Raw genomic sequence first — 23,765 nt, 5'->3', positions numbered from 1 at the left:
GCGCCCTTGGCGGCAGCGGGGGCGAGACGCAAGCGAGCGTGTCAGGCCTGGTAGGTGGTGTTCTGCTCCGCCGTCTTGAGCGCACGGACCGCCTTCAGCACCGCATCGGCATGGCCGGGCACCTTCACCTTGCGCCACGCCTTCACGACGCGGCCTTCGGGATCGATCAGGAAGGTCGCCCGATCGATCCCCATATATTTGCGGCCATACATGCTCTTCTCGACCCAGGTGCCGAACGCTTCGCACGCCGCGCCTTCGGTGTCGGAGGCGAGTGTGTGGCGCAGCGCATATTTGTCGATGAACTTGGTCTTGCTGGCGGGCGGATCCTTGGACACGCCGAGGATGTAGGCGCCCTCCATCTCGAACGCGGCCTTCAGCTCGGAAAAGTCCTGCGCTTCCTTGGTGCAGCCGGACGTATCGTCCTTGGGATAGAAATACAGGACGAGGATGTGGCCGCGCATCGAGGAGAGCGGCAGCGCGCCGCCGTCGGGCGTGGTCAGCGTGACCTCCGGAGCCATGTCGCCTTCGTTCAGCATGCCAGCACCTCCTCGCTTGCCGCCCATGCGGCGGCGACCTCCTGCCGTGCGGCGGCATAGGCCGCAAGCGTCGCATCCCAACTCTCCTGCCCGCACGCCCGCGCGACAAGGGCGCGGCTGGCGGGCGGCGGCTCCTCCCCGCCGGGGCTCACCAGCCGCAACGTGACGAGCAGCCGGGTGAGAAAGGCGTGATCCGCGGCGAAGCGGGCGCCCAGCAGCCCCGCCTCCGCCAGTGCGGCGGCAGCGGTGCGCAGCCGCGGCGACAGGCCGATGTGGCGGCACAGCTGGCGGACATGCACCGCAAACTCGGCATCGACGAGGCCGCCGGGCACGAGCTTGACGTCGAACTCGCCCGCCGGCGGCTTGTGCCGGGCGACGTCGCCGCGCATCCGCCGCGCGTCTTCGAGCAGCTTGGCACAGTCCCGCGGGGCACGCAGCGTGTCCGCGATGATCGCCTCGACCTCGGCGCGCGCCGCCTCTCCGCCGAAGACGACGCGTGCGCGGGTGAGCGCCATATGCTCCCACGTCCACGCGCCGCTGCGCTGATAGTGCGCGAAGCTGGCAGTGGAACTGGCGAGCGGCCCCTGCATGCCCGAGGGGCGCAGCCGCGTATCCACCTCGTAGAGCGATCCAGACGGCGTCGGCACGCTGAGCGCCGCCGAGACGCGCTGCGCCAGCCGGTTGAAGTAAAGCGTGGCGCCGAGCGGCCGGGCACCGTCCGATTCCGCCAGATGATCGCCGGTGAAGAGGTAGATCAGATCGAGATCGGATGCGTGGGTGAGCGCCCCGCCGCCCAGCCGGCCGAGCGCCAGGACGACCAGCTCCCCTCCGGGTACGCGGCCATGCGCCCGCTCGAACTCCGCGACGGTGGCGCGGGTGAGCGTGAGCAGCGCGGCCTCGGCCACGCGGGCATAGCCCTCCGCGACCGTTAGCGGATCGCAGGTGCCCGCGACGAGCTGGACACCGAGCGCGAACCGCCGTTCGCCGACCAGCTGGCGGACGCGATCGAGCAGCGCCTGATAGTCGTCGCCGCGCTCTCCGGCCGCAAACTCCTCAAGGAGAGCGGGTGTCTCGGGGGCGCAGGCCAGCGCGCTGGCGTCGATCAGCCCGTCGAGCAGGGCCGGCCGCCGGCCGAGCGCCTCGGCGAGTGTCGGTGCATGCGCGAGGATGTCGCCCAGTAACCGGGCGAGCGCGGGCTGCGCCTCGAGCAGGCGGAACAGGTTGATCGCGCTCGGCAGGCCTTGCAGCAGCGCATCGAAGCGGAGCAGCGCGGTGCCGGGATCGGCCGCCCGGCCGAGCGCGCCGATGAGGCCGGGCAGCATCGCTTCCATCGTCGCTCGGGCTGTCGCGCCCCGCAGCGCACGCGGGCCAGCCCCTCGCCACGCCTCGATTCGCGCGCGCGCCGCTGCGGGATCGGCGAAGCCAGCGGCTGCCAGCGACTCCTCCAGTGCGTCGGGCGCCTCGGGCAGGCCGGCGGCGCCGCCATCGTCGAGCGCATCGTAGATGGTGCCGACCCGCTCCACCGGCCCGCGCAGCAGCGCCAGCAAAGCGGCCCCGTCGGCCACGCCGTGAAGCCGCGCAACCCCATCCAGCGCGGCCGCATCCCGCGGCAGACTGTGCGTCTGCTGATCGTCGACCATCTGCAGACGATGCTCGATGGTGCGGAACAGGCGATAGGCCTCGCCAAGATCCGCGGCCTCGCCTGCATCGATCCGGCCGGCCGTGGCCAGCGCACCGAGTGCGGCGAGCGTGGCAGGCGCGCGGAGAGAGGGGTCACGACCGCCGAAGATAAGCTGGTGGATCTGGGCGAAGAACTCGACCTCGCGAATGCCGCCCCTGCCCCGTTTGAGATCATAGCCGGGGCCGAAGCGCTGCCCGCGCGAATGGTGATCGCGGATACGGCGGGAAATGCCGCGGATCTCACGGATCGCGCCGAAATCGAGCGCCCGGCGCCAGACGAACGGCCGCACCGCATCGAGGAAGCGTGTGCTCAGCCCCACATCGCCGGCGCAGGCGCGTGCCCGAATGAACGCCGCCCGCTCCCAGGGAAGCGCGCTCGACTCATAATAGCCGATGGCAGCTTCATAGGGCAGCGCGAGCGGCGTCGCCTCGGGCGAGGGCCTCAGACGGAGATCGACGCGAAAGACATAGCCGTCGCCATCGCGCGACTGGAGCAACTCCACCACGCGTCGGGCGATCCGCACCGCCGCCTCCACCGGCTCCTCACGCGGGCGGCGCGGCAGGGCGTCGCGGTCGAAGATCAGGATGGGATCGATGTCGGAGGAGTAGTTCAGCTCCCCGCTGCCATGCTTGCCCAATGCAAGCGCGGCGAAGCCCGCCGGCTCATGCCCCCGCTCCTCGATGGCAGCGCGGATCGCGGCGTCGAGAGCATGATCGGCGAAGTGCGATAAAGCGCCGCACACGTCTTCAAGCGAGGCGATGCCGGCCAGGTCCGCCAGAGCCACGGCCAGTGCGACACCTGCGCGCTGCCGCCGCAGCCGTCGGGCGACTGGCTCTTCTGCCTCGGACAAGGCCGCTGCCTGTGCAGCAGCCAAACCGCCCGACCGCAGCGCAGTGACGATCTCCGGCCGCTGATTGGCGAGGCGGCGGAGGAAGGGCGCGTCCCGCTGCACACGATCGAGCGCGGCATCAATCTCTCGTTCACTAAGTGTTACCGCCACGACACGCTCCGAGTGCAGCCGTTACGAGCGAGAAAGGAAGGAAACCCGCCGCCCGATGCGGCGTTGGACGTTTATGATGTGGATCAACCAACAAGGTGGCGAAGGAGGCGGAAACGTGAAAGCGACGATGCGCGTTCCGGCACCTGCCCCGCACCAAGGCGTCGGTGATGCGTTGCGCACCGCCTATCTGCCGCGCGGGCACGATCTGCCGGCTGATATCGTGGACATGCTCACCCGGCTTCGCTGACGCCGGTGCAGACAAACGAAAAAGGGGCCGCGAAGTCGATCGCGGCCCCTTTTTCTATCAACGCGAGCGGCTGAGCTCGTCAACTTCACCCATAATGGATTGGAGCGCCGTCTTGCCGGGCTCCGCCTCATGATCTCGGCGCGGCGGCAGCTTGCCCTCCGACAACAGCGCCTCCAGCGCGACCCGGCCACGCGCGACGCGGCTCTTGATCGTGCCGACGGCGCAGCCACAGATTTCGGCCGCTTCCTCATAGGCGAAGCCGCCAGCGCCGACGAGGATAAGCGCCTCACGCTGCGGCGCCGGCAGGTGCATGAGTGCACGCTGCATGTCGCCCAGTTCGACATGGCGATCCTGGCTGGCCGGCGCGGCGAGCAGCTTGGATGCGGTGATCTCGTCCCATTCACCCTTGAAGCGCGCGCGGCGCATCTGGCTGAGGAACAGGTTGCGCAGGATGATGAAGGTCCAAGCGCGCATGTTGGTGCCCGCCTGGAAGCGGCGGCGCGCGGCCCACGCCTTGAGCAGGGTTTCCTGCACCAGATCGTCGGCCAGATCGCGATTGCCTGACAACGAGCGGCCGAAGGCGCGCAGGTGCGGGATCACCCGTGCCAGCTCGTCCTTGAACTCGGCATCGGGCAGCGGAACGGGTTCGGCCGCAGGCGCGACGATCTCGCCATCCTGGTCGTCTGTGTCGGAAATTGGACTGCTCCCAAGCGGCGGTACCCTGCCCGCCTCCCCTACATAGGACGGTCTCGGAGCGATTGCGAGGACCGCCCCGGACACTTCGTTCACCGGTAGACGAACAGGATGATGAGGAAGGCGATAACGATCAGCGGCAGCGAGATGCCGAGAATGTAGCGCGTCATCTTGGGCGTCGCCCCGGCGCGCGCCCGATCCTGGTTCAGATGAACTTCTTCCTGTGCCACGGGCTGCCCCTTCATTCGATGCAATCCCGTCACGAACGCCCCCTGCGCGCGGGCGGTTCCATCCCGCGCGCCGTGGTGCCGCTGCCGGCTCAGGCGGGAACGGTCGTGCTGTCGAAGAAGAGCGCCTGACTGATCGCCGCCTTCACGGTGGAGCGCTGGAACGGCTTGGTAATCAGGAATGTCGGCTCCGGCCGCTCGCCGGTCAGCAGCCGCTCGGGGAAGGCGGTGATGAAGATGACCGGCACGGAGAACTCGGCCAAGATGTCCTTCACCGCATCGATACCCGAGCTGTCGTCGGCCAGCTGGATGTCGGCGAGGACAAGCGTCGGCCGCTGTGCCAGCGCCTGCGACACCGCCTCGTCCCGCGTGACGGCGACGCCGTTCACCGAGTGGCCGAGATCGCGCACGATGGTTTCCAGATCCATCGCGATGATCGGCTCATCCTCGATGATCAGCACGTCCGCGCGCGTCTGCCGCTCGATCTCGGCCAGCGCATCGGCGACGAGCGCCTCGACCTCGTCGGGCGTGCCCTCGATCAGATAGGCCGCGTCCTCGGGCGTGAAGCCTTCCATCGCGGTCAGCAGCAAGGCCTGGCGCGAACGCGGCGTGATCCGCGCCAGACGCGCCTGCGCGATCGCCTCGGTGCCGTCGCTCACGGGATCGGCATCGCTCTGCTCGTCGTCGTTGGTCGAGCTCCAGATGCGCTGGAAGGTGCGATACAGGCCGAGCCGCGCGTCGACATCGCGCGGGAAATCGCCGGGAGCAGCGACGATCGCCTCCAGCGCCGCACGCACATAGGCGTCGCCGTGCTGCTGGCTCCCGGTGAGCGCGCGCGCATAGCGGCGCAGGAAGGGAAGGTGCGGGGCGAGTTCCTGGCCGAGCGACATCTGGGGCACTACTCCTCGAAAAATCCTGCGCGCCGATACGACGCACGGCAAATCGTCCATATGCCGACCGGCACCGGCAGGCATGGCCCACCCGGCACCGGCCGGCATGATGAAGCTGCGAGGCATGTTTTATCGCCCCGCTCCCGAACTCGGAACCAACGTTCGACAATTTTGTTTCCACGGCCGCGACGGCAAATTATCCGTATGTTGCTAATGACCGCTTTAGGGCGGGCGTGGCAGGGGGTTCGTGACCGCCGGCGTTATTCACGTCCGCCCACCCGGTGCGGCGATTCGAGGTGTGAGCGAGGGGACGATCGAGTTGGTGGGCGACGACGAGAAGAAGAGCGCGGCCAAGCCGGCAAAGCGCAAGGCAGCGCCTGTGCGCCCCCGCGAGGGTGGGCTGGGCCAGACGCTGCGCAACGTCTACACCCAGGCGGTCAACGAGGATATCCCACAGGAAATGCTTGACCTGCTGGGCAAGCTCAGCTGACGGGCATCGTGCCCGCGACCCAGACTGTTTCTCGCGACCGGCACACCGGCCCGCGTCTATCGACCGGGATTCGGATGCTGTTGATCCTGACGGCGGCGTTGCTGCCTTTGGGGCTGATCGCTGTATTCGCCTCGCTTGAATCGGCGCAAACGAACCGGCTCCGGCGCGAGGCGGATGCACGCGCGCTCGCTGCCACTGCCGCACAGCAATTGTCCTCCGCGGTCGCCCGCGAGTCGCTCGAGCTGCGGACGGCGACGACCGAGCTTGGCCAAACCACGGTCGATCCCGAACAATGCCGTCAGCGGCTGGACGCGCTCCGTCGATCGCAGCGCCTGCCGGTGGATTTCGCGCTGTTCGACCCACGCGGCCGAATGCTCTGCCGCACGGCCGGCTTCTCCGCCGCACCCGCGCTCGCGCCCGAACAGATCTTCGCGACTGAGGTCAGGCTGCTGCCGGCCGAGCGGCGGCTGCGGTTCGAGGCGCGGGTGGCGCAGGGCGCGCCGTTCGGCGTCGGGGAAATCGCGGTGGCGGCGCTGACGGATATCACTCGACCGGTGGCGCTGGTCGGCCAGCATCGCATGGTGCTGCGTGAGGGCGGCAATGCGATCCTGCTTGCCGGCGACAATAGTGGCGTGGGTCCGGCGATCACCGTGTCGTCGCCGGTGGCTGGCGGGCAGGTGCAGCTCGAACTGACCCTGACGGACCTGCAGACCAGCGCAGTCGAGCTGCTGCTGACCTTGCTGCCGCTGCTGATGTGGCTGGCTGCCGCGATCATCGGCTGGGCGGTGGTCAATCGCCTGCTGATCCAGCCGCTGCTGCAATTGCAGGCCGCTATCGGCGATTATCGTACGACCGATGGGCCGCTGGTCCTGCCGGTCCTCGCCACGCCGGCGACCGAGATACGCGGCCTTGGCGCCGCCTTCCAGCGCGTGACCGAACAGCTGGCCACGCACGAGCATGAACTGGAGGAAGGCCTCGCCCGACAGACGAAGCTGACGCGGGAGGTGCATCACCGGGTCAAGAACAATCTCCAGGTCGTCGCCAGCCTGATCAACCTGCATGCCCGCGGCGTGTCCGAGCCGGCGGTCGCCGACGCCTATGCTTCGATCCAGCGGCGGGTGGATGCACTCGCGGTGGTGCACCGCAATCACTATGCCGAGCTTGAGGAAAACCGCGGCGTCGGGTTGCGCGCGCTGATCGGCGAACTGGCGGCCAATCTACGCGCCACCGCGCCGGCGTCGGCCAGCCATCTGGCGATCACGTTGGATCTGGCGCCGCTCTATGCCACACAGGACGTGGCGGTGCCGATCGCTTTCCTGATCACCGAGATTGTCGAGCTGGCGATGACCTGTGATCCGACCGGCCGCATCGCCGTGGTGCTGTGCCCCGCCGAACGCGACGGGCGCGCGACCCTCTCGGTGCAGGCGGAGGCGCTGCGCGACGAGGCCTGCCGGCAACATCCAAGCGCCGAGCGGTTTGATCGGGTGATCACCGGCCTGGGCCGTCAGCTGCGCGCACCGCTCAATCGCGATCCGATAGAGGGCCGTTTCTCCGTCGAGATCAGCGCGCACGTGTGACGGCGGCGGCACGCAGCCGCCGCCTTCGGACTTCAGTCTCCGCTGGCGCCGGTGCCGCTTTCGCTTGGCGGCTTGGCGCGATTATCCTGGTTGGCGGTTGCCAGCCGCTCCGCATCATCGCGATCGGGCTCGCGCTTTGGCGCATTTACGCGACCGTCACGGTTCACGCCGGTGAGATCGCTGTGTGACGGGCTTTCGGGGGGCTTGGCCATGCAGAAGGCTCCTTTCACCCGGACGAGCGCGCGACCGGCGGCGGCGGTTGCCGGGCTTCTCAAAAAAAACAGCAGGCCCGCAAAAAAGTGCGAAGCGGCTCCGGAACCGCCCGCCCGCTTGCGTGTTCTTACATTCGGATAGTGACCTTTTGCCCCCCCGCTCTCGCTATCCAACCCAGCGGGCCCGGAAACGCCGATCCTCCCCCCGGCGGCGTTTCCGGGCCCGAATTCTTTTTGGGGCACCCCACATCGCCGTCCGATCAAGCCGATGCGTTGGCGGAACAACTCTGCTTGCAGGACATTGAGCAGCGCGGGTCCGTCATTGGACACCGTGGACTTATCAGGAGCGCAGCTATGGTTCGCAAGTTTCTCGCCCTCGCCCTCGTCACCGGCGGGCTGATGGTTTCGGCGTGCAACACCGTTGCGGGCGCCGGCAAGGACGTCTCCTCGGCGGGTGAGGCGGTCTCCGACGCGGCGAAGTAAGTCCGCCCGACTGATCGGATCGAAGGGCTCCCGCGGCGACGCGGGAGCCCTTTTCTTTTATCACGATGCGGTGGTCAGCGCCTGCTCTCGCGCACGGCGGCGCTCGGTGAACCAGATGGCGATCAGCGCGAATTCGTAGAGGATGACGAGCGGGATTGCGAGCAGCAGCTGCGAGAAGACGTCGGGCGGCGTCAGCACCGCAGCGATGCCGAAGGCCGCGACTATCGCGTAGCGGCGACCCTTCTTGAGCTGATCGCGCGTGACCAGCCCCGCACGCTCCAGCAGCATCAGCAGCACCGGCAGCAGGAAGGCGACGCCGAAGCCGAACAGGAACTTCGTCACGAAGCTGAGATAATTGCCGATCGCCGGCAGCGCTTCCTGGTGCACGCCGCCGACATTGCCTTCGTAGCCGAGCAGGAAGTGGAGCGCGATCGGCATGGCAACGTAATAAGCCAGCGCCGCGCCGCTGAGGAACAGCACGGGCGTGAGCAGCAGGAACGGCAGGAAAGCGCGCTTCTCGCTCGCATAAAGGCCGGGCGCGACGAAACGCCACAGCTGCGTCGCCATCACCGGGAAAGCGAGCATGATCGCGGCGAAGAAGGAGACCTTTATCTCGTTGAAAAAGGCCTCGAAGATATCGGTGTAGATCAGCCGCGTCTGCCCCGCGCGGATCAGCGGCTGGACCAGGAAGGCGAAGATCGGCCGGGCAAAATAGAGGCTGAGGCCAAAGGCGCCAGCGAGAGCGGCGAAGCTCCACAACAGGCGCCGGCGCAGCTCGACAAGATGCTCGAGCAGCGGCGCACGGGTCTCGTCGATATCCTTCACGCGCGCGGCTCTGCCGGATCAGCGGCGGCGCGCCCGGCATCGATGGGAACGGCCCCCGCGGGAGCCTCCTGAACGTGCGGCGCCGGAGCAGGCAGTGACTCCATCACCGGCTCACGCACGGACGGGTCGGGCTCCACCGGATGCTCGCGCATGATCCGCTCATTCTCCGCGGCCCATTTGCGCTCCATCTCCTCCAGCTCCGCCTGGCGGACCATCTCGTCGATCCCCGAGCGGAAGTGGCGCGCGACACCCTGCGCCTTCGCGACCCAGCGGCCGACGAAGCGCATAGCATTCGGCAGATCCTTCGGCCCGATCACCACAAGGGCGACCACGGCGACGAGCAGCAGCTCAGTCGGGGCGACGTCGAACATGGATCAGGAACCGGGCGGTCGGCGGATCAGGCGTTCGGCCGATCGTCCTTCATCGGCTGCAGCGTGGCATCCCCCGCCTGCGGATCGAGCGGCGGCTGCGCCTGCAGGCGCGCGGCCGGCTTGGCGGGCGCAGGCTCGTCGTCGTCCTCCGCCATGCCCTTCTTGAACTGCTTCACGCCCTTGGCAACATCGCCCATCATGCTGGAGAAGCGCCCGCCACCCAGCAGCAGGATCGCGACGACCGCGAAGATCAGGATATGCGGCAGCGACAGGCCCATGACGTCTCACTCCTTGGCTTGCGCCCTATCTAGGCCGCATCGCCGCCGCTTTCCACCTCGCTCGTGATCGCATCGAGCGGATCGAGCAGGCCGGCGGCGCGGAGTTCGTCGAGACCGGGCAGATCGCGGCGGCTGGCGAGGCCGAAATGATCGAGGAAGCCGGGCGTCGTCGCGTAGGTGAGCGGCCGGCCCGGCACCTCGCGGCGACCGGCGGGGCGGACCCAGCCTGCCTCGATCAGCGTATCCAGCGTGCCTTTCGCCACTGCCACGCCGCGGATCGCCTCGATCTCGGCGCGGCTGACCGGCTCGTGATAGGCGACGATGGCGAGCGTCTCGACGCCTGCGCGGGACAGGCGGCGCGGCTCCTCCCGCTCGCGACGCAGGATGTGGGCGAGATCCGCTGCGGTCTGGAAGCGCCAACGCCCGCCAAACTCGACGAGGGTGATGCCGCGGTCGGCATAATCGTGCTGAATGCGGACAAGCGCAGCGGACACATCGGCAACACCGGTCGCCTGCGCCAGCGCATCCACCGTCATCGGCGCCTCGGCGGCGAACAGCGCCGCCTCGACCGCGCGGGCAGGATCGTCGGGGGTCATGCGACGCTGCCGACGCGCAGGGGGGCGAACGCCTCCTCCTGCGCGAAGGCGAGGCGGCCCTGCCGCGCCAGTTCCAGCATCGCGACGAAGCTGGAGGCGAGCGCGGAGCGGCGCCACGCCGGATCGCCGCCGGGCGGCAGCAGGCTGACCAGCGTCGCATTGTCGACGCCGGTGCCCAGCATCGCTTCCAGCCGGGCGAGCGCCATGTCCAGCGTCATCACCGGCCGCCGTGCGACGACGTGCAGCACGGGCGCCGAGCGCGCGCGCACTGCTCCATAGGCTGCGATCAGATCGAACAGGCTCGCCTGCCATTGTGGCCGGCGGACGAGCCGCAAGCCCTCCGGCGCGCCGCGTGGAAAGACATCGCGGCCGAGCCTGTCGCGCGCCATCAGCCGGGCACCGGCCTCGCGCATGGCGTCGAGCTGTTGCAGGCGGCGTTGGAGGCGGAGCGCAAGCAACTCCGGATCGGGATCGGCCTCGGGGTCCTTGGGCAGCAGCAGGGCCGATTTCAGGTAAGCGAGCCATGCCGCCATCACCAGCCAGTCTGCGGCAACCTCCAGCTTGAGGCTCTCGGCGGAGCGGAGCCAGTCGAGATACTGATCGACCAGCTGGAGGATCGAGATTTCGCGCAGATCGACCTTCTGCTCGCGGGCGAGCGCGAGGAGCAGATCGAGCGGCCCCTCCCACGCATCGAGCGAGACGGTGAGGGTTTCTGGCGCGGGATCGGACACGGGCCGCAGGGTAGCGGGCGTGACCGGCTCAGGCGAGGGCCAGCAGCGCGTCGCGCTGGGCGATCGCCTCGGCATAGTCGGCACGGGGTGCCGCGGCGATCGTCGCCATCGCCGCGTCGAGGCGGCGGCGTGCGTCGGCAGGAATGGTCCCCACCGCGCCCGCGACCGCCTCCATCTCGGCCATGTCGCCCGAGCAGTGGAGCGCGACGTCGCACCCGGCGGCGAGGACACCCGCCGCACGGTCGCCGAAGCCGCCGCTCAGCGCGTTCATGCCGAGATCGTCGGACATGAGCAGCCCGTCGAAGCCGATGCGACCGCGGATGACGTCACCGATCACGCGTGGCGACAGGCTGGCGCAGCGATCCGCGTCCCATGCCGTGTAGACGACATGGGCGGTCATCCCCATCGGCGCGGTGCGCAGGCGCGCAAAGGGAGCGAGATCGGTTTCCAGCGCGGCCTCGTCGGCATCGACCAGAGGCAGTTCGAGATGGCTGTCCGCCGTGGCGCGGCCATGGCCGGGCATGTGCTTGACGACGCCGACGACACCCCCCTCGCGCAGACCCTCCAGCGTAGCTCGGCCGAGCGCGGCGACGCGGAGCGGCTCATCGCCCAGCGCACGATCACCGATGATGTCGTGGCCGCCAGGCTGGCGCACGTCGAGCAGCGGCAGGCAATCGACGTTGATGCCGATTGCCGCGAGCGTGGCGGCGAGCGCACGGGCATTGGCGCGCGCTGCCTCGATCGCCGACATGGGCGCGATGTCGTAGAGGCGGGCGAAGGCCTCGCCGGTCGGGAATTCCGGCCAGTGCGGCGGGCGCAGGCGGGCGACGCGGCCACCTTCCTGATCGATCAGGATCGGCACGTCCGCGCGGCCGGAGAGATCGCGCAAGCCATCCGTGAGCGCGCGCAGCTGTTCGGGATCGACGCAGTTGCGGCGGAACAGGATGAAGCCGGCGGGATCGACCGAGCGGAAGAAGGCGCGCTCGGCGTCGGTCAGGGCGGGTCCGGCAAGGCCGAGGATCAGCGGGGTCATGCCGGGTGGTCTACGCGAGGCGAAGGGGCGGATGGAAGGGGACGCTCCTCACCGGAGCGCCCGCTTGCTTATCCGATCCGCGCGCACGTCTCCCCGGCGACGGTCAGCTTGCCGCAGATCGTGCCGGCCTGCGCACCGGCGGCGACGCGAAGACGGTAGAAGGTCTTCTCGCCGACTGCGACGGGCGTGACGGTGGGCGTCAGGCCGGCGAGGAAGCCGAAGCGCTTGGACATGGTCTTCCACGCGGCATTCGCCTTCGCCTCGGAGCCGAACGCCCCGAGCTGGATCGTCCCGCCCGTGACCGGTGCCTGCGGCTTGGCCGGTGCAGCGACCGGTGCAGGCGCAGCTGCCTTGGGCGCGGCGGGCACGGGTGCAGGAGCGGCGGCGATCTTGGCGGTTGCGGCGGGAGCCGGCGGAGTCGCGGCAGGCGTCGGCGGCTTGGCCGCGGCGGCATCCGCCTGCGTGACGGCCCTGTCTTCGGTGACCGGCGTCTCGGGCAGCTTGGTCAGGTCAATCGCGCCGTCCGTATCCGCGCCCTCGGAGGCGGCGTAGCTGGTGTCGCCCTGCCCTTCCACCTTCATGCCGCCGGCATCGCCGGGCTTGGTCTTGTAGGCGCCGTCGGGTGCGGCGATCAGTTCGCCGTCCGCACCGTCAGCAGGTCGATCGCGCAGCCAGAAGATGCCGCCGACGACCAGGCCGATGATCGCCAGCGCGACGATCACCGCGGCGACCAGCCGGCCGGCACCGGGGCCGCGCGGCTCCGCCTCGTCGTCAACCGCCTCGAGCCATGGCAGGCGATCCTCGTTCCCCGGCTGCACGCCCCGGCCGATATCCGACATCACGCCATCTCCTCGACTGCGGCAACCCCCATGATGCCGAGCCCATTGCGCACGATCTGCCCGATCGCGTCCGCCAGATATAGTCGCGCGCCAGTTCTTTCAGGGTCGTTAACCACCAAAAACCGGCGTTCCGGATCGTCATTGCCCTTGTTCCACTGCGCGTGGAAGGCGGCGGCGAGATCGTGGAGGTAGAAAGCGATGCGGTGCGGCTCACGAGTCGCGGCAGCCGCCTCCACCGTGCGCGGAAATTGCGCGGCGAGCTTCACAAGCGCGCGCTCGTCCGCATCGAGCAGCGTCGGATCGGCCTCGGCCGGCAGCGCAATGCCCGCTTCGCCTGCGCGCCGGTGCAGCGAGCGAATGCGCGCATGAGCATATTGGACGTAGAAGACGGGATTGTCCTTCGACGCCTCGACCACCTTGGCGAAGTCGAAGTCCATTTGCGCATCGGCCCGCCGCGTCAGCATGGTGAAGCGGACGACATCCTTGCCGACCTCCTCCACCACCTCGGCGAGGGTCACGAAATTGCCCGAACGCTTGGACATCTTCACCGGCTCGCCATTGCGCAGCAGGCGGACCATCTGGACCAGCTTGATGTCGAACGGCTTGGCGCCGCCGGTCAGCGCCTTCACCGCCGCCTGAATGCGCTTCACCGTGCCGGCATGGTCGGCGCCCCAGATGTCGATCAGCGCATCCGCCGTCTCCGCCTTCTGCGCATGGTAGGCGAGATCGTTGCCGAAATAGGTGAAGCCGCCATCCGCCTTGCGCACCGGCCGGTCGCTGTCGTCGCCGAACGCGGTCGCGCGGAACAGGGTCATCTCGGTCGGCTCCCAGTCGTCGGGGAGCTCGCCCTTTGGAGGCTCGAGAGTGCCTTCGTAGACCAGCCCTTCGCCGCGCAATCGATCGAGCGCGGCGATGACGCGGCCGTCCTGCTGCACCTTGGCCTCGGAGGCGAAAACGTCGTGATGGATGCCGAGCAGAGCAAGATCGGCGCGGATCATGTCCATCATCGCGGCGACCGCACGGGTCCGGAACAGGACGAGCCACTCGCCCTCCGGCGCGCCGACATATTTGTCGCCAAACTCCGCGGCGAGCGCCTGGCCTACGGGCTTCAGATACTCGCCCGGATAGAGGCCCTCGGGCACCGTCACGTCCTCGCCCAGCGCTTCGCGGTAGCGGACGTGGGCCGAGCGGGCGAGGACATCGACCTGCGCGCCGGCATCGTTGACGTAATATTCCCGGATCACGCGGTAACCGGCATGTTCGAGCAGGCTGGCCAGCGCATCCCCAACCACTGCGCCGCGGCAATGGCCCATGTGCATCGGTCCGGTCGGATTGGCCGAGACATATTCGACGTTGACCGTCTGTCCCGTGCCGATGGACGAGCGGCCATAGGCTTCACCCGCCGCGACGATGGCGCGCAGCTCCGCATCCCATGCCGCGTCGGTCAGGCGGATGTTGATGAAGCCGGGCCCGGCAATCTCCGCGCCCGCCACGTCGTCCAGCGCTGTCAGCTGCGGCACGATGAGCTGCGCCAGATCCCGCGGCTTCATGCCCGCCGCCTTGCTGAGCACCATCGCGGCATTGGTGGCGAGATCGCCGTGCGTGGGATCGCGCGGCGGCTCCACCGTCACGTTGCGGCGATCCAGCCCGCCAGGGATCGAGCCGGCAGCGGCGAGCGTGTCGAGAATCGTGCCGATGGCGTCGGCGAAGCGGGGATAGAGCGTCATGCCCGCGGGCTTTAGGCAAAAATGGCGCGAATCCAAGCTGCGGCGCGGTTCGTCTCCGCGGCGGACCGGACCGCGGGCGAGACACGCATCGGTCAGGATCGTTCGGCGTCGTGCGGCATTTCCACCGAACCCACGGATGGAGGCAGCAATGGTGCGGTTCGGCTATAAGCTGATGACGGAGGAGCACGGCCCGAAGGCGCTCGTCGAGAATGCGGTGGCGGCGGAGGCGGCCGGGTTCGACTTCCTCTCAATCTCCGACCATTTCCACCCCTGGCTGGAGAGCCAGGGCCATGCGCCCTTCGCCTGGAGCGTGCTGGGTGCGATCGCACACGCCACCTCCACGATCGGCATCGCGACGGGCCTGACCTGCCCGATCATCCGCTATCATCCGGCCATCATCGCGCAGGCGGCGGCCACGGTGGCGTTGATGTCCGACAACCGCTTCACGCTGGCGGTTGGCGCGGGCGAGGCGCTCAACGAACATGTCGTGGGCGAGCGTTGGCCGGCGATCCCCGAGCGGCACGAGATGCTGGCCGAGGCGATCGACATCTTCCGGACGCTCTGGTCGGGCGGCGTCCACACGCATGTCGGCCCCTATTACGTGGTCAACCATGCCGAGCTGTACGACCTGCCGGATCGGCCCATTCCCATTGTCGTCGGGGTGAGCGGCCCACGCTCGGTAGAGCTGGCCGCCGAGAAGGCCGACGGCATTATGGCGACCGAGGCGAATTCGGAGCTGATCGACGATTTCGCCAAGGCGAGCAGCGGCCCCTTCCCCGCTTATGCCGAGGCGCTGACCGCGTGGGCGAGCGACGAGGAGGAAGGCCTGCGAATCGCGCACGACCGCTTCCGCTTCTCGGCGCTCGGCTGGGCGGTCAATTCCGAGTTGCCGACCGTCGCGGGTTTCGAGGCGGCGACGGCCCATGTCCGTCCGGAAGACCTGAAGGAGTCGATCGCCGCGGGGCCGGATGTCGAGAAGCATGTCGAGGCGGTGAAGAAATATATCGATGCCGGGTTCAACCACATCGTGCTGAGCTGCCCCGGCAGCGAGCAGGCGGGCTTCCTCCGCTTCTTCGAGCGTGAGTTGAAGCCAGCACTGGCCAAGCTCGGCTGATCCGCAATCAGACGCCCGGCGGCAGCTCCGTCGGGCCAACGACCTCGCGGTGGCGGGCGATGGCGTAGCGATCCGTCATCCCCGCGACGAAATCGGCGATGTGGCGGGTGCGCCATGGCTCGTCCGCGGGCAGTCGCGCACGCCACTCCTCCGGCAGCAGCGCCGGATCGGCCAGATAGGCGGCGATCAGCCGCGCGAGGATGCCCCGCGCCTGATCGGCGGCGGCAAGCTGCTCCGGGTGGTGGTAGAGACTGGCATACATGAAGCGCTTGAAGTCGCGCTCGGCGGTCGCGAATGCGGGCGAGAAGCCGACCAGCGGGCGTCCCGCGGCCCGTACCTCGTCGACCGATCCTGGCTGCGCCTCCGCCAGCCGGCGACGCGTCTCGTCGAGCAGATCGTTGACCATGCGCCCGATCTGCTCGCGCACAAGCTCGGCGATCAACCGCGGCCGGGGAACGCCGGGCAGCCGCGCCTCGACCGCGCGCCATCCTTCCGCCACCAACGGCTGCGCCAGTACCTGATCGAGCGAGATGAGCCCCGCGCGCAGGCCATCGTCAATGTCGTGATTGTCATAGGCGATATCGTCGGCCAGCGCGGCGACCTGCGCCTCGAGCGAAGGCCACTCGGCCAGCGCCAGCGGCCATTCGGCATCGACCGTGGCGAGCGCCCAGGGCGGCTGCGCGACCGGGCCATTATGCTTGGCGAGGCCTTCCAGCGTCTCCCAGCTGAGATTGAGACCCTGCCACAGCGGATAGGGCGTCTCCACATGCGTGAGGACGCGTAGCGTGTGCGCGTTGTGATCGAACCCGCCTGCCTCCTGGGTCGCCGCCTGCAACGCATCCTCGCCGGCGTGGCCGAACGGCGGGTGGCCGATGTCGTGGGCGAGGCAGAGCGCCTCCGTCAAATCCTCGTCCAGCCCCAGCGCGCGGGCGATGGTGCGGCCGATCTGCGCCACCTCAAGGCTGTGTGTCAGCCGGACGCGGACGTGATCGCCATCGGGCGCAAGAAAGACCTGCGTCTTGCCGCGCAGGCGACGGAAGGCGATCGAGTGGATGATGCGGTCACGGTCGCGCTGGAACGGGTTGCGCGGGCCCCGGGTGGGCCGGCCGGGCTCGTCATGCAGGCGACCGCGACTGCGCAGCGGATCGGACGCGAAAGGCGCAGGGTTCATGCGGACCACGCCTTGCCCGCCCGTCTCCACCCTGTCGAGCGGAACCGAGCGCCGGTTCGCGCGCTTCCGAAGCGATCTTAACAGAGGAGAGTCCGAGATGGCAGACGACGCCACGATCGAAGCACGGTTCTGGAAGGAGCTGAAGGCCAGCCCCTTCGTCATGCTCGGCCTCGATGGCGCGCGCGACGGGCATGCCCAGCCGATGACTGCGGTGTGGGAAGAGGATGGCGGCCCGCTCTACTTCTTCACCACCAAGGACAACGGCCTCGTCGAGGCGCTGACCGAATCGCACCGCTCGATCGCGGCCTATTCGTCCAAGGGCCATGACGTGTTCGCGACCGTTCACGGCAACCTGACCATCGACAATAACGACGCCACGATCGATCGGCTGTGGAATCCGCAGATCGCCGCGTGGTTCGAGCATGGCCGCAATGATCCGAAGCTGACGCTGCTGCGCCTCGACGGCGAGCATGCGCAGATCTGGCTGAACGGATCCACCATCGGCGCTGCGATCAAGCGGTTGCTGGGGAAGAACCCCAATGCCGATTATCAGGACCGTGTGGCGGACGTCTCGCTGTAACGCGGGATACCTATCGGGAACCAAGACCCCGGGCCTGCACGGCCCGGGGTTTTTCTTTGTGCGGGCTTCGCCGCGATCAGGCGGTGGGCGCGCGGGATTGGCCGCCGGCGCGCGGGATGGGCCGCGGCGTCGGGGCGGGCCAATAGGCTTTGGGCAGAATGCGGCCTGTCTTGTCGAACGCAGCCTTCACGTCCGCACGCGCGAGCAGCGGAACCCAGAGCGAGCGCAGTCGCGACGGTGCGGCCGCCCAGAGCGAGCCGCTCGGCTGGAACTGGTCCACGATGCGCGCGGCGCCTTCGCTGCTGGATAGAGTGGCGACCGCGATCCGCGCGGCATCGTCCATCCGCCCCGCGCAGAGCAGCCCTTCGACGGCCGCCGCCTCATTCTCCTTGGCGGAGGCGGCGAGCGCATCCGCCTTGGCCGCGGCCTCCGGGCGCTTCAGCGCGGAAAGCGCGCAGACCTCGGTCCGGCGCAACCAGGCCATGCCCCAGGGGCTGAGCGCGGCCTTGCCGCCCGTCATCGCCGCCTGCGCAACGCGGAGCGCATCGGCGGGCCGATCCGCCTCGTCCAGCATCTCGGCCAGCTGGATCAGGCCCGACGCCGCCCGTGGCATCTGCGCGAGATCGAGCGCGGCGAACGCCTCCAAGCGAGCAATGGCGGCGGGCCGCTGTCCCTTGGCGGCCATCGCCTGCGCCTGATAGCGCACGGTGGCGATATCGTCGTCGTCCATGCCGGTATCGACCTTCACCGGCACCGCGAGTTCGATCGCATCATCGAGCCGGCCGAGCAGGACGAAGGCGCGCACCGCATCACGCCGTGCACGCGGATCGTCGGCACGGGCGAAGGCGTCGAGCCTTGCAGCGGCGAAGCGATCGACCACTTGCCCCTGGGCCGCACCCATGCGCGCCTCGATCGCCGGCCAGAGCGGCGCATAAGCCCGCTCGGTCGCCATCTCGGCAAGCAGCTCGGGCGTGTCGATGCGGGCAAGCAGCAGCTCCGCCTCGCTGGCCTGCTTGTCGGCGAGGAGCGTGCGGATCGCATCCTGCGCGACGCCGTCCTTCATGTCCGGGCGGTCGGCCGGTTCCCACGCCGCGCGGGCGAGCGCGACGGAGACACGACCGCGCAGCCGCGTCTCGCGTGCCTCGGTCAGCTTCTGCGCGATGCCGCCCCAGCTGGCACCGCTGACCAGCTCGAGCGCCTTGGGCTGTTCGGTGGCAATGGCCTCAAGCTTCTGCGCGGCCTCGGCGAAGCGCCCGCCGACCGCGGCCAGCATGACGCCGTAGCTGCGTACCAGCGCATTGTCGGGCACCGCGGCGGCAAGCTCCGTCTGCGCCGCCTGCGCGTCGGACGCCCGACCGGCCGCGGCAAGGCAGGGCAGCCTGAGCAGCTGCACACCGGTGCGATCCGGTCCCGGCTGTAAGCCCGCGACCAGCGGATCGAGCAGGCCGAGCGCACCGGCGCAGTCGCCCGCCTGTGCCCGTTCCAGCGCGGACCGCAGCGTCGCCCGCATGTCGCCCGCGGCAGGCGCGGGGATCGGCAGACTGGGCGTGGAGCGGATCGGGACCGCGGCGGCAAACGTCGGCGCCAGCGCGGCGCCCGCGATCAGCAGCGCCTTAACGTGACGCATGCGCGGCGATCCAATCCTCGACAACCGGCGCGATCACTTCGCGCCAGCGACGGCCGTTGAAGATGCCATAATGGCCGACGCCTTCCGCCATATAATATTTGCGGTGCTCCTCCGGCAGCGCGGTGGCGAGCGTCAGCGCCGCCTTGGTCTGGCCGAGACCGGAGATGTCATCGCGCTCCCCCTCGATGGCGAGCAGGCCGACATCGGTGATCGCCGCCGGATCGACGCGGCGCCCGCGATGCATCATCTCGCCCTTGGGCAGCAGGTGACGCTGGAACACGACGTCGATCGTCTGGAGATAGAAGGCCGCGTCCATATCCGCGACGGCGCGATATTCGTCGTAGAACGCCTTGGTGCCCGCCGCGCTCTCCTCATCGCCCGAAACGAGGTGGCGGAACATGCTCCAGTGGCTGACCAGATGGTTGCCGAGGTTCATCGCCATGAAGCCCGACAGCTGCAGGAAGCCCGGATAAACCCGCCGGCCACCGCCCGGATAGTAGAAGGGCACCGTCGCAATGACATTGTGCTCGAACCACGCGAACGGTCGCTGCGTCGCCACGGTGTTGACCGTCGTCGGCGCCTCGCGCGTGTCGATCGGGCCGCCCATCATCGTCAGCGTGGCGGGGCGGCAGGGATCCTTGTCCGCACTCATCAGCGCGGCGGCGGCATAGGCGGGCACGGACGGCTGGCAGACCGCCAGCATGTGCGTGTCGGGCCCGATGTGGTGGAGGAACTCGATCAGGTAATCGACATAATCGTCGAGCGTGAACAGCCCGTCCGACAGCGGCACCAGCTTCGCATCGCGCCAATCCGTGATGTAGACGTCGTGGCGGGGCAGCATACGCTCCACCGTGCCGCGCAGCAGCGTTGCGAAGTGGCCGGACATGGGGGCGACGATCAGCAGCTTGGCGCCGCCTTCCACACCCTCGCGGCGGAAGTGCTTGAGCTGGCCGAACGGCAGCTTCAGGACGACCTCCTCCGTCACCGCGACCTCGCGGCCGTCCACCACAGTCGAGGTGAAGCCGAAAGCGGGCTTGCCCCGGGGCGCGGCGGCATGGGCGAACACGTCCAGCCCCGAGGCGACGAGCGGGCCCATGCGGGTATAGGACATCGGATTGGCCGGGCTGGACATCCAGTTGACGCCGAAAGACGCCATCGCGCTCGCCCCCGCGAGGAGCGATCGCTGCATTTCGTAAGCGTCGTAGAGCATAAATGCGTCCCATCCAGCGCGTGTGCGACCCATGTGGATGCACCGCGATTGCGATCAAGTCACCCATGTTAACGCACGCGTGAGCGGATCGGGTGCGACATGTTGCTGCGATGCAGCGCCCGACCGTCGCCGCGTAGCCCGCGGGTGGTTCCGCCGGGCGCGACTTTGTTCTAGGCGGCGCGGGCATCATGCCAGCCACCCCGCCCGCCCCGCCGCGCCGTCTGGCGAGCCTCTCGCTCGTATGGCGCTTCGCTGCCCGCTATCCCGGCCATATCGCGGCGGCCTGCGCCTCGCTGCTGGTGGCGGCGCTGGCGACGCTCGCCGTGCCGCAGCGATTGCAGCGCATCATCGACCAGGGTTTCGCCGCCGGCGGCACGGACATGGCGCCCTATTTCCGCTACCTGCTGATGATCGTCGTGGTGCTGGCGATCGCATCGGGCCTGCGCTTCTTCTTCGTGTCCTGGCTGGGTGAGCGGGTGGTGGCGGACATTCGCGCCGCGGTACAGGCGAACCTGCTGCGGCTGGCGCCGCGCTTCTTCGAGGAGAATCGCCCGTCGGAGATCGCGTCGCGCATCACCTCCGACACGGCGATCATCGAACAGATTGTCGGCTCCACCGTTTCGATCGCGCTGCGCAATGCGGTGCTGGCGGTGGGCGGCATCGGCTATCTGTTTGCCAGCGCGCCGAAGCTGACGGCGATCCTGCTGCTGGTCATTCCATTGGTCATCCTGCCGATCGGGTTGATGGGACGACGGCTGCGCAAGCTGTCGCGGTCCAGCCAGGACCGCGTGGCGGAGCTGGGAAGCCTCGTCTCCGAGGTGCTGGGCGCGATGCGGATCGTGCAGGCCTTCGGCCAGGAAGGCCGTGAGGGCACGCGCTTCGCCGAAGCGGTGGAGCGCAGCTTCGCGACCGCCCGCCAGCGTATCCTGCTGCGCGGCGCGATGACGGTCGTCGTCATGCTGCTCATCTTCGGGTCGATCACATTGGTGATGTGGGAGGGCGCGCGCGATGTCGCGGCGGGGCGGATGTCGGGCGGCACGCTCGGCGCCTTCATGCTGACGGGCGTGATCGTGGCGGGCGCATTCGGCGCGCTGGCCGAAGTGTGGGGCGACCTGATCCGCGGTGCGGGTGCCGCCGGCCGGCTGGCCGAGCTGCTGGCCGAGGAGCCCGAGATCGCTGCGCCAGCCTCCCCGGTCGCGCTGCCGCTACCCGCCACGGGCGCCATCGCGTTCGAGACTGTGCGCTTCCGCTATCCGACGCGCCCCGACACGCTGGCGCTGGAGGATTTCAGCCTGAGCGTCGCGCCCGGTGAGACGGTGGCGGTGGTCGGCCCTTCGGGTGCGGGCAAGTCCACCCTGTTCCAGCTGGCCGAGCGATTCTACGATCCGGAGGGCGGCGCCGTGCGGCTGGACGGCGTGGCGCTGCCACTGGCCGATCCCGCGGCGATCCGCGCGCGCATCGCACTGGTGCCGCAGGAGACGGTGATCTTCGCCGCCTCCGCCCGAGACAATCTGCGCTACGGCCGCTGGGAGGCGGACGATGCGGCCTTATGGGCGGCGGCGGAGGCGGCGAACGCGGCCGACTTCCTGCGTGCGCTGCCGGAGGGGCTCGACACCTATCTGGGCGAGGGCGGCGCGCGTCTGTCCGGAGGTCAGCGGCAGCGTGTCGCCATCGCCCGCGCGCTGCTGCGTGACGCGCCTTTGCTGCTGCTGGACGAGGCGACAAGCGCGCTGGATGCGGAGAGCGAGCGACTGGTGCAGGATGCACTGGCGCGTTTGATGCAGACGCGGACCACCATCGTCATCGCCCACCGCCTCGCTACGGTCCGCGCGGCGGACCGGATCATCGTGATGGATGGCGGTCGGATCGTCGAGCAGGGGCGCCACGCCGATCTGGTCGCGGCCGGCGGCCTTTATGCGCGGCTGGCGCGGCTGCAGTTCGACGAGGCGGCTTGATCCGGCGCAGCGCATGACCGCGATCAGGCGTCTGGCCGGCTGGGTCCTGCGCCGATCCATCCTGTTCGTGGCACTGGTCGCCGCGCTGCTCATCTACCGCGCGACGCGGCCATCGTTCGAGAGCCTGGCGGGGCTGCGGGAGAGCGCAGCCGCGATGGCGGCAGGCGGACCGGCGCTGGAAGGCTTTGCCCGTGACATTGCGGCGCGCGCCGAGGCGGAGAGCCTTGCCTATCATCGGCTCGGCCGCGAAGCACTCGACACACGCATTGCCGCAGCCGAGCAGGCCCGCGCCCCGCTGGCGAGCGCGTGCGGCGCGGATCTGCCGGCGTTGCTGACGCGTGGCGCCGCGGGGGTGATCGACAACCGCCGCAAGTGCCTGACCACCGCCGCCCTGACGCGCGAGATCGAGACGCTCGTGGCCCTGCGCACAAGCCTCGATGCAAGGCGGCCGGGCGAGCCGCTGGCCGATGCGCTGCGCCGTCATGCCGCCACGATGCGGGTGGCGGCGGCGATCGTGCGGGATGCGCAGGCCCGCCTGGCGACGCTGAACGGCGATTACGTGCCCAATCTGCTCCAGCGGCGCGAGATCGCGCTACAGCGCGCGCGGATCACGGGTGCGCTGGCGGCCCACCGCGCGGCGGCGCGGGACGCGCGCGCGTTGATCGCGACCCAGCAGGGCATCGCCGCCGCACGCCGCCGCGCCGCAGCGATCTCCGGCGAGGCGCTCGCACGGTATCGCACACTGGCAAAGGTGCGGGCCAAGGCGCTGAGCGACAATCTGCTTCAGCGCGCCTCGGCCTGGGCGGAGACGAACCGGCTGCGGAGCGTGGCGGTGCAGGCGGCGGGCGCCTTCCTGCTGATCGTCGCCACGCCGTATCTGATCCGGCTGTTCTGCTTCTTCGTCGTGGCGCCGCTCGCCGCGCGACGCCCCGCCATCCGTCTTATGGAGCGTGGTGCCAGCATAACGCTGCCCGGCCCGTCGGCCCCGTCTGTCGGCGTGCGCCTGGCGACGGGTGAGGAACTGATGGTCCGGCAGGATTATCTCCAGACAAGCAGCCATGCCGGCACCAAGCGCACCCGCTGGCTGCTCGATCCGCGGCACCCGCTAACCAGCCTTGCCGCCGGGCTCGCCTTCCTGACCCGCATCCGCGGCGATGGAGAGCTGACCACCGTCTCCGCGGTGCGCGACCCCTTTGCCGAGGTGCTGCTGCTCGATCTGCCCGCAGGCGCCGCGCTGGTGCTGCATCCGCGCGCTCTGGCAGCAGTGGCGCAGCCGATCGATCAGCCGCTGCGGGTGGAGACGCGCTGGCGGCTTGGCTCGCTGCATGCGTGGCTGACGTTGCAGCTGCGCTACGTTCTCTTCCACGGGCCGGTGCGGCTGGTGGTGAAGGGTGGGCGCGGCGTGCGGGTGGAGCAGGCGGAGGCGGGCCGAGTGTTCGGGCAGGAGCAGCTCGTCGGCTTCTCCGCCGACCTCGCTTATTCGGTCACGCGGGCGGAGACGTTCTGGCCCTATTTCCTCGGCCGCGAGCCGCTGCTGAAGGATCGGGTGGCGGCGGGCGGCGGCATCCTCGTCGCGGAGGAGGCGCCGCTTGCCGGGCGGCGCGGCGGAGAGGTGCGGCACGGCATCGAAGGGCTGATCGATGCCGTGCTGACGATGTTCGGGCTGTAGGGG

25 protein-coding genes are annotated in these 23,765 nt (G+C 69.2%); 8 read left to right on the top strand and 17 right to left on the bottom strand.

What is annotated here, in order from left to right; translation table 11 throughout:
- Positions 1 to 41: 41 nt before the first annotated feature.
- The gene (locus tag BM360_RS01180; RefSeq protein ID WP_093309539.1) at positions 42 to 536 is read right to left on the bottom strand and encodes a peroxiredoxin; all 495 of its coding nucleotides are present in this window, start codon (positions 534 to 536) and stop codon (positions 42 to 44) included.
- Complete coding sequence (locus tag BM360_RS01175) at positions 530 to 3,217, bottom strand: bifunctional [glutamine synthetase] adenylyltransferase/[glutamine synthetase]-adenylyl-L-tyrosine phosphorylase (protein ID WP_093309537.1); 2,688 nt, start codon at positions 3,215 to 3,217, stop codon at positions 530 to 532. The genes BM360_RS01180 and BM360_RS01175 overlap by 7 nt, the downstream gene beginning before the upstream one ends.
- A 73-nt stretch (positions 3,218 to 3,290) precedes the next feature.
- Between BM360_RS01175 and BM360_RS19425 the strand changes: the two genes are divergently transcribed.
- Positions 3,291 to 3,464 (top strand): hypothetical protein, encoded by a 174-nt coding sequence (locus tag BM360_RS19425; protein WP_165611167.1) that lies wholly within the window; start codon positions 3,291 to 3,293, stop codon positions 3,462 to 3,464.
- Between the two features lie 57 nt (positions 3,465 to 3,521).
- Here BM360_RS19425 and BM360_RS01170 read toward each other — a convergent pair whose 3' ends face one another.
- The 3 genes from BM360_RS01170 to BM360_RS01165 all read right to left on the bottom strand — a co-directional run bounded on the left by BM360_RS01170 (position 3,522) and on the right by BM360_RS01165 (position 5,274).
- Positions 3,522 to 4,160: a sigma-70 family RNA polymerase sigma factor gene (locus BM360_RS01170; protein ID WP_093313550.1), complete on the bottom strand. Its 639-nt coding sequence runs from the start codon at positions 4,158 to 4,160 to the stop codon at positions 3,522 to 3,524.
- An 89-nt stretch (positions 4,161 to 4,249) separates the two neighbouring features.
- Positions 4,250 to 4,387, bottom strand: a complete 138-nt coding sequence (locus BM360_RS19420; protein WP_207544569.1) for a hypothetical protein — start codon at positions 4,385 to 4,387, stop codon at positions 4,250 to 4,252.
- Positions 4,388 to 4,476: 89 nt separating this feature from the next.
- Positions 4,477 to 5,274, bottom strand: coding sequence for a response regulator (locus tag BM360_RS01165; RefSeq protein WP_093309535.1), 798 nt, complete (start codon positions 5,272 to 5,274; stop codon positions 4,477 to 4,479).
- Between the two features lie 247 nt (positions 5,275 to 5,521).
- Here BM360_RS01165 and BM360_RS01160 point away from each other — a divergent pair, with 247 nt between their 5' ends.
- Positions 5,522 to 5,764: a NepR family anti-sigma factor gene (locus tag BM360_RS01160; protein ID WP_131819146.1), complete on the top strand. Its 243-nt coding sequence runs from the start codon at positions 5,522 to 5,524 to the stop codon at positions 5,762 to 5,764.
- A gap of 74 nt (positions 5,765 to 5,838) precedes the next feature.
- A complete protein-coding gene (locus tag BM360_RS01155) occupies positions 5,839 to 7,341 on the top strand; it encodes a sensor histidine kinase (RefSeq protein ID WP_093309532.1) in 1,503 nt (500 codons plus the stop codon).
- 32 nt (positions 7,342 to 7,373) lie between these two features.
- On the opposite strand, the gene BM360_RS19250 is transcribed toward BM360_RS01155, so the two are convergent.
- The gene (locus BM360_RS19250; protein WP_131819145.1) at positions 7,374 to 7,883 is read right to left on the bottom strand and encodes a hypothetical protein; all 510 of its coding nucleotides are present in this window, start codon (positions 7,881 to 7,883) and stop codon (positions 7,374 to 7,376) included.
- Between the two features lie 24 nt (positions 7,884 to 7,907).
- On the opposite strand from BM360_RS19250, the gene BM360_RS01145 reads away from it, so the two are divergent.
- Positions 7,908 to 8,036, top strand: coding sequence for an entericidin A/B family lipoprotein (locus BM360_RS01145; protein ID WP_093313548.1), 129 nt, complete (start codon positions 7,908 to 7,910; stop codon positions 8,034 to 8,036).
- A gap of 60 nt (positions 8,037 to 8,096) precedes the next feature.
- Here the strand turns inward: BM360_RS01145 and tatC are convergent, their stop codons facing one another.
- From tatC to argS, 8 genes are all read right to left on the bottom strand, one after another.
- Positions 8,097 to 8,861, bottom strand: coding sequence for a twin-arginine translocase subunit TatC (gene tatC, locus BM360_RS01140; RefSeq protein ID WP_093309528.1), 765 nt, complete (start codon positions 8,859 to 8,861; stop codon positions 8,097 to 8,099).
- Positions 8,858 to 9,232, bottom strand: a complete 375-nt coding sequence (gene tatB, locus BM360_RS20090) for a Sec-independent protein translocase protein TatB (RefSeq protein ID WP_093309526.1) — start codon at positions 9,230 to 9,232, stop codon at positions 8,858 to 8,860. The genes tatC and tatB overlap by 4 nt, the downstream gene beginning before the upstream one ends.
- 26 nt (positions 9,233 to 9,258) lie before the next feature.
- Positions 9,259 to 9,510: a twin-arginine translocase TatA/TatE family subunit gene (locus tag BM360_RS01130; RefSeq protein ID WP_093309524.1), complete on the bottom strand. Its 252-nt coding sequence runs from the start codon at positions 9,508 to 9,510 to the stop codon at positions 9,259 to 9,261.
- Between the two features lie 29 nt (positions 9,511 to 9,539).
- Complete coding sequence (gene scpB, locus BM360_RS01125) at positions 9,540 to 10,106, bottom strand: SMC-Scp complex subunit ScpB (protein ID WP_093309522.1); 567 nt, start codon at positions 10,104 to 10,106, stop codon at positions 9,540 to 9,542.
- Positions 10,103 to 10,837, bottom strand: coding sequence for a segregation and condensation protein A (locus BM360_RS01120; RefSeq protein WP_423228876.1), 735 nt, complete (start codon positions 10,835 to 10,837; stop codon positions 10,103 to 10,105). Before BM360_RS01120 ends, scpB begins: the two co-directional genes overlap by 4 nt.
- Positions 10,838 to 10,865: 28 nt before the next feature.
- A complete protein-coding gene (nagZ, locus tag BM360_RS01115; RefSeq protein WP_093309518.1) occupies positions 10,866 to 11,870 on the bottom strand; it encodes a beta-N-acetylhexosaminidase in 1,005 nt (334 codons plus the stop codon).
- A 68-nt stretch (positions 11,871 to 11,938) separates the two neighbouring features.
- Positions 11,939 to 12,709: an SPOR domain-containing protein gene (locus BM360_RS01110; RefSeq protein ID WP_093309517.1), complete on the bottom strand. Its 771-nt coding sequence runs from the start codon at positions 12,707 to 12,709 to the stop codon at positions 11,939 to 11,941.
- Complete coding sequence (argS, locus tag BM360_RS01105) at positions 12,709 to 14,436, bottom strand: arginine--tRNA ligase (RefSeq protein WP_093309515.1); 1,728 nt, start codon at positions 14,434 to 14,436, stop codon at positions 12,709 to 12,711. Before argS ends, BM360_RS01110 begins: the two co-directional genes overlap by 1 nt.
- Positions 14,437 to 14,584: 148 nt before the next feature.
- Between argS and BM360_RS01100 the strand changes: the two genes are divergently transcribed.
- Positions 14,585 to 15,550, top strand: coding sequence for a TIGR03557 family F420-dependent LLM class oxidoreductase (locus BM360_RS01100; protein WP_093309513.1), 966 nt, complete (start codon positions 14,585 to 14,587; stop codon positions 15,548 to 15,550).
- Between the two features lie 7 nt (positions 15,551 to 15,557).
- On the opposite strand, the gene BM360_RS01095 is transcribed toward BM360_RS01100, so the two are convergent.
- Complete coding sequence (locus tag BM360_RS01095) at positions 15,558 to 16,721, bottom strand: deoxyguanosinetriphosphate triphosphohydrolase (protein ID WP_093313546.1); 1,164 nt, start codon at positions 16,719 to 16,721, stop codon at positions 15,558 to 15,560.
- Positions 16,722 to 16,818: 97 nt separating this feature from the next.
- Here BM360_RS01095 and BM360_RS01090 point away from each other — a divergent pair, with 97 nt between their 5' ends.
- Entirely contained in the window at positions 16,819 to 17,301 is a 483-nt protein-coding gene (locus tag BM360_RS01090) for a pyridoxamine 5'-phosphate oxidase family protein (protein WP_093309511.1), read from the top strand.
- Between the two features lie 76 nt (positions 17,302 to 17,377).
- On the opposite strand, the gene BM360_RS01085 is transcribed toward BM360_RS01090, so the two are convergent.
- Complete coding sequence (locus BM360_RS01085) at positions 17,378 to 18,928, bottom strand: hypothetical protein (RefSeq protein ID WP_093309509.1); 1,551 nt, start codon at positions 18,926 to 18,928, stop codon at positions 17,378 to 17,380.
- Entirely contained in the window at positions 18,915 to 20,138 is a 1,224-nt protein-coding gene (locus tag BM360_RS01080) for a polyhydroxyalkanoate depolymerase (RefSeq protein WP_093309507.1), read from the bottom strand. Before BM360_RS01080 ends, BM360_RS01085 begins: the two co-directional genes overlap by 14 nt.
- A gap of 188 nt (positions 20,139 to 20,326) precedes the next feature.
- Here BM360_RS01080 and BM360_RS01075 point away from each other — a divergent pair, with 188 nt between their 5' ends.
- Together BM360_RS01075 and BM360_RS01070 are read left to right on the top strand one after the other, a co-directional pair.
- On the top strand, positions 20,327 to 22,093 hold the full coding sequence (locus BM360_RS01075) for an ABC transporter transmembrane domain-containing protein (RefSeq protein ID WP_093309505.1): 1,767 nt from the start codon (positions 20,327 to 20,329) through the stop codon (positions 22,091 to 22,093).
- Between the two features lie 13 nt (positions 22,094 to 22,106).
- Positions 22,107 to 23,762 (top strand): hypothetical protein, encoded by a 1,656-nt coding sequence (locus BM360_RS01070; protein ID WP_131819144.1) that lies wholly within the window; start codon positions 22,107 to 22,109, stop codon positions 23,760 to 23,762.
- The last annotated feature ends 3 nt before the right edge of the window (positions 23,763 to 23,765 follow it).

Source organism: Sphingomonas jatrophae (genome assembly GCF_900113315.1).
In the GTDB taxonomy this organism is placed as follows: Bacteria; Pseudomonadota; Alphaproteobacteria; order Sphingomonadales; family Sphingomonadaceae; genus Sphingomonas_P; species Sphingomonas_P jatrophae.
This window is presented reverse-complemented; position numbering and strand designations above follow the sequence as displayed.

Bases quoted from the DNA above. Each gene is read 5' to 3' on its own strand.
- BM360_RS01180 (WP_093309539.1), bottom strand. From the start codon at position 536: ATGCTGAACGAAGGCGACATGGCTCCGGAGGTCACGCTGACCACGCCC.
- BM360_RS19425 (WP_165611167.1), top strand. From the start codon at position 3,291: ATGATGTGGATCAACCAACAAGGTGGCGAAGGAGGCGGAAACGTGAAA.
- BM360_RS01165 (WP_093309535.1), bottom strand. From the start codon at position 5,274: ATGTCGCTCGGCCAGGAACTCGCCCCGCACCTTCCCTTCCTGCGCCGC.
- BM360_RS01155 (WP_093309532.1), top strand. From the start codon at position 5,839: ATGCTGTTGATCCTGACGGCGGCGTTGCTGCCTTTGGGGCTGATCGCT.
- BM360_RS01145 (WP_093313548.1), top strand. From the start codon at position 7,908: ATGGTTCGCAAGTTTCTCGCCCTCGCCCTCGTCACCGGCGGGCTGATG.
- tatB (WP_093309526.1), bottom strand. From the start codon at position 9,232: ATGTTCGACGTCGCCCCGACTGAGCTGCTGCTCGTCGCCGTGGTCGCC.
- BM360_RS01130 (WP_093309524.1), bottom strand. From the start codon at position 9,510: ATGGGCCTGTCGCTGCCGCATATCCTGATCTTCGCGGTCGTCGCGATC.
- scpB (WP_093309522.1), bottom strand. From the start codon at position 10,106: ATGACCCCCGACGATCCTGCCCGCGCGGTCGAGGCGGCGCTGTTCGCC.
- nagZ (WP_093309518.1), bottom strand. From the start codon at position 11,870: ATGACCCCGCTGATCCTCGGCCTTGCCGGACCCGCCCTGACCGACGCC.
- BM360_RS01110 (WP_093309517.1), bottom strand. From the start codon at position 12,709: ATGTCGGATATCGGCCGGGGCGTGCAGCCGGGGAACGAGGATCGCCTG.
- argS (WP_093309515.1), bottom strand. From the start codon at position 14,436: ATGACGCTCTATCCCCGCTTCGCCGACGCCATCGGCACGATTCTCGAC.
- BM360_RS01100 (WP_093309513.1), top strand. From the start codon at position 14,585: ATGGTGCGGTTCGGCTATAAGCTGATGACGGAGGAGCACGGCCCGAAG.
- BM360_RS01095 (WP_093313546.1), bottom strand. From the start codon at position 16,721: ATGAACCCTGCGCCTTTCGCGTCCGATCCGCTGCGCAGTCGCGGTCGC.
- BM360_RS01090 (WP_093309511.1), top strand. From the start codon at position 16,819: ATGGCAGACGACGCCACGATCGAAGCACGGTTCTGGAAGGAGCTGAAG.
- BM360_RS01085 (WP_093309509.1), bottom strand. From the start codon at position 18,928: ATGCGTCACGTTAAGGCGCTGCTGATCGCGGGCGCCGCGCTGGCGCCG.
- BM360_RS01080 (WP_093309507.1), bottom strand. From the start codon at position 20,138: ATGCTCTACGACGCTTACGAAATGCAGCGATCGCTCCTCGCGGGGGCG.
- BM360_RS01075 (WP_093309505.1), top strand. From the start codon at position 20,327: ATGCCAGCCACCCCGCCCGCCCCGCCGCGCCGTCTGGCGAGCCTCTCG.
- BM360_RS01070 (WP_131819144.1), top strand. From the start codon at position 22,107: ATGACCGCGATCAGGCGTCTGGCCGGCTGGGTCCTGCGCCGATCCATC.